The organism is Phenylobacterium sp. (genome assembly GCF_016124325.1).
Classification (GTDB): Bacteria; Pseudomonadota; Alphaproteobacteria; order Caulobacterales; family Caulobacteraceae; genus Phenylobacterium.
In genome coordinates, this window is sequence record NZ_WGNY01000041.1 from 92,973 (window position 1) to 99,626 (window position 6,654).

At 68.3% G+C, this 6,654-nt stretch carries 6 protein-coding genes; 3 read left to right on the plus strand and 3 right to left on the minus strand.

Annotated elements, in window-relative coordinates; all coding sequences use genetic code 11:
* Positions 1-894, minus strand: a complete 894-nt coding sequence (locus tag GC203_RS21180; protein ID WP_293458613.1) for an MBL fold metallo-hydrolase — start codon at positions 892-894, stop codon at positions 1-3.
* Positions 891-1,301, minus strand: coding sequence for a TIGR01244 family sulfur transferase (locus tag GC203_RS21185; RefSeq protein ID WP_293458614.1), 411 nt, complete (start codon positions 1,299-1,301; stop codon positions 891-893). The genes GC203_RS21180 and GC203_RS21185 overlap by 4 nt, the downstream gene beginning before the upstream one ends.
* A 113-nt stretch (positions 1,302-1,414) precedes the next feature.
* Between GC203_RS21185 and oppB the strand changes: the two genes are divergently transcribed.
* Together oppB and GC203_RS21195 are read left to right on the plus strand one after the other, a co-directional pair.
* Positions 1,415-2,338 (plus strand): oligopeptide ABC transporter permease OppB, encoded by a 924-nt coding sequence (oppB, locus tag GC203_RS21190; RefSeq protein ID WP_293458616.1) that lies wholly within the window; start codon positions 1,415-1,417, stop codon positions 2,336-2,338.
* A complete protein-coding gene (locus GC203_RS21195; RefSeq protein ID WP_293458618.1) occupies positions 2,335-3,231 on the plus strand; it encodes an ABC transporter permease subunit in 897 nt (298 codons plus the stop codon). Before oppB ends, GC203_RS21195 begins: the two co-directional genes overlap by 4 nt.
* Positions 3,232-3,234: 3 nt before the next feature.
* Here the strand turns inward: GC203_RS21195 and GC203_RS21200 are convergent, their stop codons facing one another.
* Entirely contained in the window at positions 3,235-3,765 is a 531-nt protein-coding gene (locus GC203_RS21200) for a hypothetical protein (protein ID WP_293458620.1), read from the minus strand.
* Positions 3,766-4,205: 440 nt separating this feature from the next.
* Between GC203_RS21200 and GC203_RS21205 the strand changes: the two genes are divergently transcribed.
* Positions 4,206-6,654, plus strand: a 2,449-nt coding sequence (locus GC203_RS21205) for a TonB-dependent receptor (RefSeq protein WP_293458622.1), incomplete at its 3' end; no start/stop codon positions are given.

Below are 6,654 nucleotides of genomic sequence, written 5' to 3' on the forward strand. Positions count from 1 at the left end.
TCAGGCCAGCCGGTAGATGCTGTCCGGGCCCGGCTCGCCGTCGGCCTTCAGCGTCCCGTTGCGCACCATATGGATCATGCCGGCCAGCATCGAGCGGGCGGCCGCCGGATGCAGGCGGGCGTCCACGTCGGCGTAGAGGCGCGGGACGAGGTCGCGGATGCGGGCCGGGCCGGTCTTGAGCGCGTCGGTGATCTGGTCGAGGCGTTCCTGGCGGTGGTCCGCATACGCCTGGATGAACGCCTCGACCTCGCGGATCGGCGGGCCATGGGTGGGCCAGAGCACCTCGAACTTCCTCGCGCGGATCGCCTCGAGGCTGGCGAGATAGTCGGTCATGTCGCCGTCGGGCGGGGTGATGACCGTGGTGGACCAGCCCATGATGTGATCGCCGCTGAAGCAGGCGTTCTCCTCGGCCAGGGCGAAGCACAGGTGGTTGGAGGTGTGGCCGGGCGTGGGGATCGTCTCCAGCGTCCAGCCGGGCCCCGACAGGGTTCCGCCGGCGCACAGGCTGACGTCGGGCTGGAAGGACAGGTCGTGGCCGGCCTCCATCTTCACCCCGCCGTCGTCCTCGTCGTGGGCGGCCACCGCGCAGCCGTAGATCGTCGCCCCCGTCGCGGCCTTCAGCGGCCCGGCCAGGGGCGAGTGGTCGGAGTGGTGGTGGGTGATGACGATGTGGGTGATCCGCTCGCCCTCGACGGCCGCCAGGATCGCCGCCAGATGCGCCGGATCGTCGGGCCCCGGATCGATCACCGCCACCTCGCCGCGGCCCACGATGTAGGTCCCGGTGCCGCGGAAGGTGAACGGGCCGGGATTGTTGGCCGTCACCCGCCGGATCAGCGGCGAGACCTGGTCGCAGCGGCCGTATTCGATGTCGATCTCGCGGACGTAGGGGATCATCCGCCCAGGGGCCCCGAAAGGTCGTAGCCGGCCGCGCGGCCCAGGCCGACGAGCTCGCCACGGCTCCTCGCGCCCGACATGGCCTGGCTGAGCGACCAGGTGACGATCGACCGCGTGCCCGACCGGCAGAAGGCCAGCACCGGGGCCGGCGCGTCGGCCAGCACGTTCAGCGTTTCGGTCACCTGCTCGGCCGTCGGGCCGCCGCGCACCGGGATGTGGACGTAGACCAGCCCCGCGGCCCTGGCGGCCGCCTCGATCTCAGCGCCCGCCGGCTGGCCCGGATCCTCGCCGTCGGGGCGGTTGTTGATGATGGTGCGGAAACCCTGGCCGGCGGCCTCGGCCACGTCGGCCACGCTGATCTGCGGGCTCACGGAAATGTCGTCGGTGACGCGTCGGAAGTCAGACATGGGGCTCCACGGGAACTGGTTTGGCCGCTTCGTTGACATCATCGGGGGTGGGTGGAACTTTCGCAACGGCCGGCCCCCGAAAAGGCCCGTGTGGAAGAGGCCCTTTCCCGCCCATGTTGCGTTTCATAGGCCGGCGGTTGCTGGTGGCCATACCGACCCTGTTCCTGGTGATCACCGTCGCCTTCTTCATGATGCGCGCGGCGCCGGGCAGTCCGTTCGACATGGACCGCAAGCTCTCGCCCGAGATCGAGGCCAACGTCCTGGCCAAGTACGGCATGAACAAGCCGCTGCCGGAACAGTACGTCGACTACCTGGCCGGCGTGGCCCGGGGCGACCTCGGCCCGTCGCTGAAGTACCGGGACAAGACGGTCCTCGACATCCTCCAGCAGAACTATCCGGTCTCGCTCCGGCTGGGCCTGTCGGCCATCGCCATCGCCTCCATCGTCGGCGTGAGTCTGGGGGTGATCGCGGCGCTGCGGCAGAACGGCCCGGCGGACAATCTCGTGATGGCCGTGGCGATCCTGGGCGTGTGCATTCCCACCTTCGTCACCGCGCCGCTGCTGGTGCTGGGGATCGCCTCCAAGCTGGGGTGGCTGCCGACGGCGGGTTGGAACAACGGAGCCCTGCCGAACCTCGTGCTGCCGGTCACCGTGCTGGCGCTGCCGCAGATCGCCATCATCTCCCGGCTGACCCGGGCGGGCATGATCGAGGTGCTGCACGCCAACTACATCCGCACGGCGCGCGCCAAGGGGCTGTCCGAGACCACGATCGTGCGCAAGCACGCCTTGCGCGCCGCGATCCTGCCGCTGGTCAGCTACCTGGGACCGGCCTGCGCGGGGCTGATCACGGGCTCGCTGGTGGTGGAGAAGATCTTCAACTTGCCGGGGCTCGGGAAGTTCTTCGTCGTATCGGCCCTCCAGCGCGATTACACGGTGGTGATGGGGATGGTGATCGTCTACGCGGCGCTGATCCTGCTGCTCAACCTGGTGGCCGACCTGCTGTACGCGGCCCTCGATCCGCGCGTGAGGCTGGCATGAGCGTCTTTGTCTCGGCCTCCGGCGACCGCGCCGACCTAGCCGCCATCCGCGGCCGCAGCCTGTGGGATGACGCGCGCCGGCGCCTGATGGCCAACCGCGCCGCGGTGGCCAGCATGATCGTGCTGGGCCTGCTGGTGGCGCTGGCCGCCGTCGGGCCCTTCCTCACGCCCTTCCCCTACGATCAGGTCAACAAGCAGGACGTCTGGGTCCCGCCGCTGACCCACGGCCACCTCCTGGGCACGGACGCCCTCGGCCGCGATCTCCTGGCCCGGCTGCTCGTGGGCCTGCGGGTCTCACTGGCCATCGGGGCGGTGGCGACCTCGGTGTCGCTGGCGATCGGCGTCGCCTGGGGGGCCACGGCCGGCTACCTCGGCGGCGCGGTCGACGAGGTGATGATGCGCTTCGTCGACGTGCTCTACTCGCTGCCCTTCATCTTCTTCGTGATCCTGCTGATGGTCACCTTCGGGTCGAACATCGTGCTGATCTTCGTGGCCATCGGCGCGGTCGAATGGCTGACCATGAGCCGGATCGTGCGCGGCCAGACGCTGACGCTGAAGAACAGGGAGTTCGTGGAGGCCGCCCGCGCGGCGGGCCTGGGGCGCACGGCCATCGTCGCCCGTCACATTGTGCCCAACCTGTTGGGGCCGGTGGTGGTCTATGTGACGCTGACCATTCCCGCGGTGATCCTGGCCGAGAGCTTTCTCAGCTTCCTGGGGCTCGGCGTTCAGCCGCCGATGGCTTCGCTGGGCACGCTAATCGCCGGCGGCGCTCAGGATATGGAGCTGGCGCCCTGGCTGCTCGTCTTCCCGTCGCTGGTGATGGTGGCGACGCTGATGTGCTTCAACTTCATCGGCGACGGCCTGCGCGACGCCATCGACCCCAAGGACCGGTAGCGCCTACTCGACCCGCTTCACGCGCACGGCCCGCTGGTTCTCGATAATCATCAGGAAGCTGCCGAGCGACGCCTTGCGGACCCTGACCGCCATGCCGGGCTTGGGAGTCTTGAACAGCTCGTTGTGGTCGATCTGATCCCAGACGGCGCCATCCTCGAGCTTGAAGCGCCACTGGCCCGTCGCCAGCCGCCCGGCGCTCGCGAGCTTGCCGGAGACATTCTCGAGCTCCTCCTGGGTCTCGCCCTTCTCGAAGAGCGAGATCGAGGGAAGGCTGAAGCCGAAGGCCTGGCGGCGGACCTTCCGCGCCTGGTCGCGGTCGACGACCACGATGTCGCCCTTGGTCTCGGCCTGGTCGAAGGCCGCGGCGGCCTTGTCGTAGCAGGCCAGCCGGGCCGAATCGTCGGTCAGCTTGCGGCAGTCGGACAGGGCCTGGACGATGGCCGCGCGCTCCGGCGCGGCGGGCGCGGCGAGGGCGGGCGAGCCGGCCAGCGCGGCGGCCGCGGCCAGAATCATCGTGTCGCGCGGTGAGATCATGATGCGGCCCCTCTGTTCGTCTCCGCTCCCATACGCGGCCGCTCTGTCTAGGCGCAATGGTGCGGCTGGATTGCGGCATGAACGTATCAATCGCGACCGGCGTCCATTCGCTTCGTAGGGGACAGTTGACGAAACCTTGCCCGGTTTCGTGGGGGGTGCGGCAATCTGTGACCAGAATGCGACAGGTGGGCGCCCGAAACATTGCGGATCGCTAATGTTCGTTGACCAGCCGTCTCTGACACCCGTAACTCCGCCGTAACCGGAATCCATCGGGTTCCGGGACCGATCTCTTTTTGTGGGGAGCGGCCGCCCGAGGGCAGGACCGCTGGAGGATCAAGACCGTGAAATTCAAGTCCATGCGGGAACGCCTTCTGGCGTCTTCAATGATTTGCGGCGCAGCTCTCTTCGGGGTCTCGACCCAAGCGGCCGCGCAGGAGTCCGTGTCGGAAGTGGTCGTGACCGGCACGCGCATTCCGTCGCCGAACCTCGAGAGCGTCAGCCCCGTGACGGCCGTCAGCGCCCAAGAGCTGAAGGCTCAGGGCGTGACCCGCGTCGAAGACATGCTGAACACCCTGCCGCAGGCCTTCGCGGCGCAGGGCGCGGCGCTGTCGAACGGCTCGACGGGCACCGCGACGGTGAACCTCCGCGGCCTGGGCGCGACCCGGACCCTGGTGCTGATCGACGGCCGCCGCCTGATGCCCGGCACGCCGAACACCTCGGGCGGCGCGCTGGCCGCCGACATCAACTTCATCCCCTCGGCCCTGGTGCAGCGCGTTGACGTGCTGACGGGCGGCGCCTCGGCCGTGTACGGCGCCGACGCCGTGGCCGGCGTGGTGAACTTCATCCTGCAGAAGGATTTCGAAGGCGTCCGCGTCGACGCCCAGTACGGCATCTACCAGCACAACAACAACGACGACTTCGCCCAGGGCGTGGTCTCGGCCTCGGGCGCGGCCTCGGCCACGCCGCAGTTCTACCAGCTGCCGAAGCACAACGTCCGTGACGGCGAGCAGACCGAAGTCACGCTGACGATCGGCGTCAACGCGCCGGACGGCAAGGGCAACGTGACCGCCTACGCCGGCTACCGCCACGTCGAGCCGATCCTGCAAGGCAACCGCGACTATTCGAGCTGCACCTTCTTCTCCGGCACGCCGGACTTCTCGCAGTTCGGCTGCGGCGGTTCGGGCACGGCCTTCCCGGTGCGCGTCGGCTCGCAGATCGTCGACACCAACGGCCCGGGCAACACCTTCCGCACCCGGACCGGCGCCGACGTCTACAACTACGGCCCGGCCAACTACTTCCAGCGTCCGGACGACCGCTACATCATGGGCGCCTTCGCGCACTATGAGATCGCGCCGTGGGCCGAAGCCTACGCCGACCTGATGTTCATGGACGACACGTCCACCTACCAGATCGCGCCGGGCGGCATCTTCGCCGGCACCTGGTCGATCAACTGCGCCAACCCGTTCCTGTCGGATCAAGAGCGTGGCCTGATGCCGGTCGCGGCCGGTTCCGGCGGCGGCACCTGCCTCAGCAACCCCGGCACCGACGCCTCGCCGAACTACTTCCGCGGCACGGGCTCCCGCCGGAACATCGAAGGCGGCGGCCGTCAGGGCAAGACGGAGCACACCCAGTACCGCTACGTCGTGGGCCTGCGCGGCGACATCGCCGACAACTGGAACTACGACTTCTACATGCAGTATGGCCGCGTGAAGTTCAGCCAGGTGCAGACGGCGTTCTTCCGGACCGCCGCCATCAACAACGCCCTGGACGTGGTGAGCGTCAACGGCGTGCCGACCTGCCGCTCGGTGGTCAACGGCTCCGACCCGGCCTGCGTGCCCTACAACCTGTTCCAGCTCGGCCAGGTGACCCAGGCCGCCCTCGACTACCTGCAGACCCCCAGCTATTCGACCGGCAACACCTATGAGCGGGTGGTCAACTTCTCGGTCGGCGGCGACCTGACCGACTACGGCATCAAGAGCCCGTGGGCCGAAGAAGGCGTCGGCGTTTCGTTCGGCGCGGAATACCGCCGCGAAGGCCTCGACTCGGCGGCCGACTACATCTCGGCTTCGGGCGGCCTGAACGGCGCGGGCGGCGCTTCGCCGCCGGTCAACGGCAGCTACGACGTCTACGAACTCTTCGGCGAAGCGCGCATCCCGCTGATCCAGGACGCGCCGTTCGCCAAGCGTCTGCAGATGGAGCTGGCCTACCGCTACTCCGACTACTCGACCGGCGTGACCACCGACACCTACAAGATCGCCGGCGACTGGCAGGTCATCGACGATCTGCGGTTCCGCGCCAGCTACCAGCGCGCGGTGCGTGCGCCGCACGTGCTGGAGCTGTTCAGCCCGCAGAACGTCGTCCTCGACGGCACGCAGGACCCCTGCGCCGGCCTGTCGGCGGGCGACCCGCTGGTCGCGGCCTGCGCCCAGGCGTTCAACCTGACCACGGCCCAGGTGCTGGCGATCGAAGCCAACCCCGCGCCGCAGTACAACGGCCTGACCGGCGGTAACCCGAATCTGAACCCGGAAACCTCGGACACCATCTCGTTCGGCGTCGTCCTGACCCCGACCTTCCTGCCGGGCTTCAACTTCTCGGCCGACTACTTCAACATCAAGGTGAAGGACTACATCTCGGGCATCGGCGCCGACGTCATCATCAACCGGTGCCTTTCGACCCAGGATCCGTACTTCTGTAACCTGATCCACCGCGACGCCGACAACTCGCTGTGGCTGTCGAACGACGGCTACATCGTCGACACGACGCTGAACACCGGCGCCCTGCGCACGAAGGGCATCGACTTCAACGCGTCGTACCGGACCGACCTCGACATGATCGGGATCGAGAACGGCGGCGGGATCAACATCAGCTTCGTCGGCACCTGGCTCGACA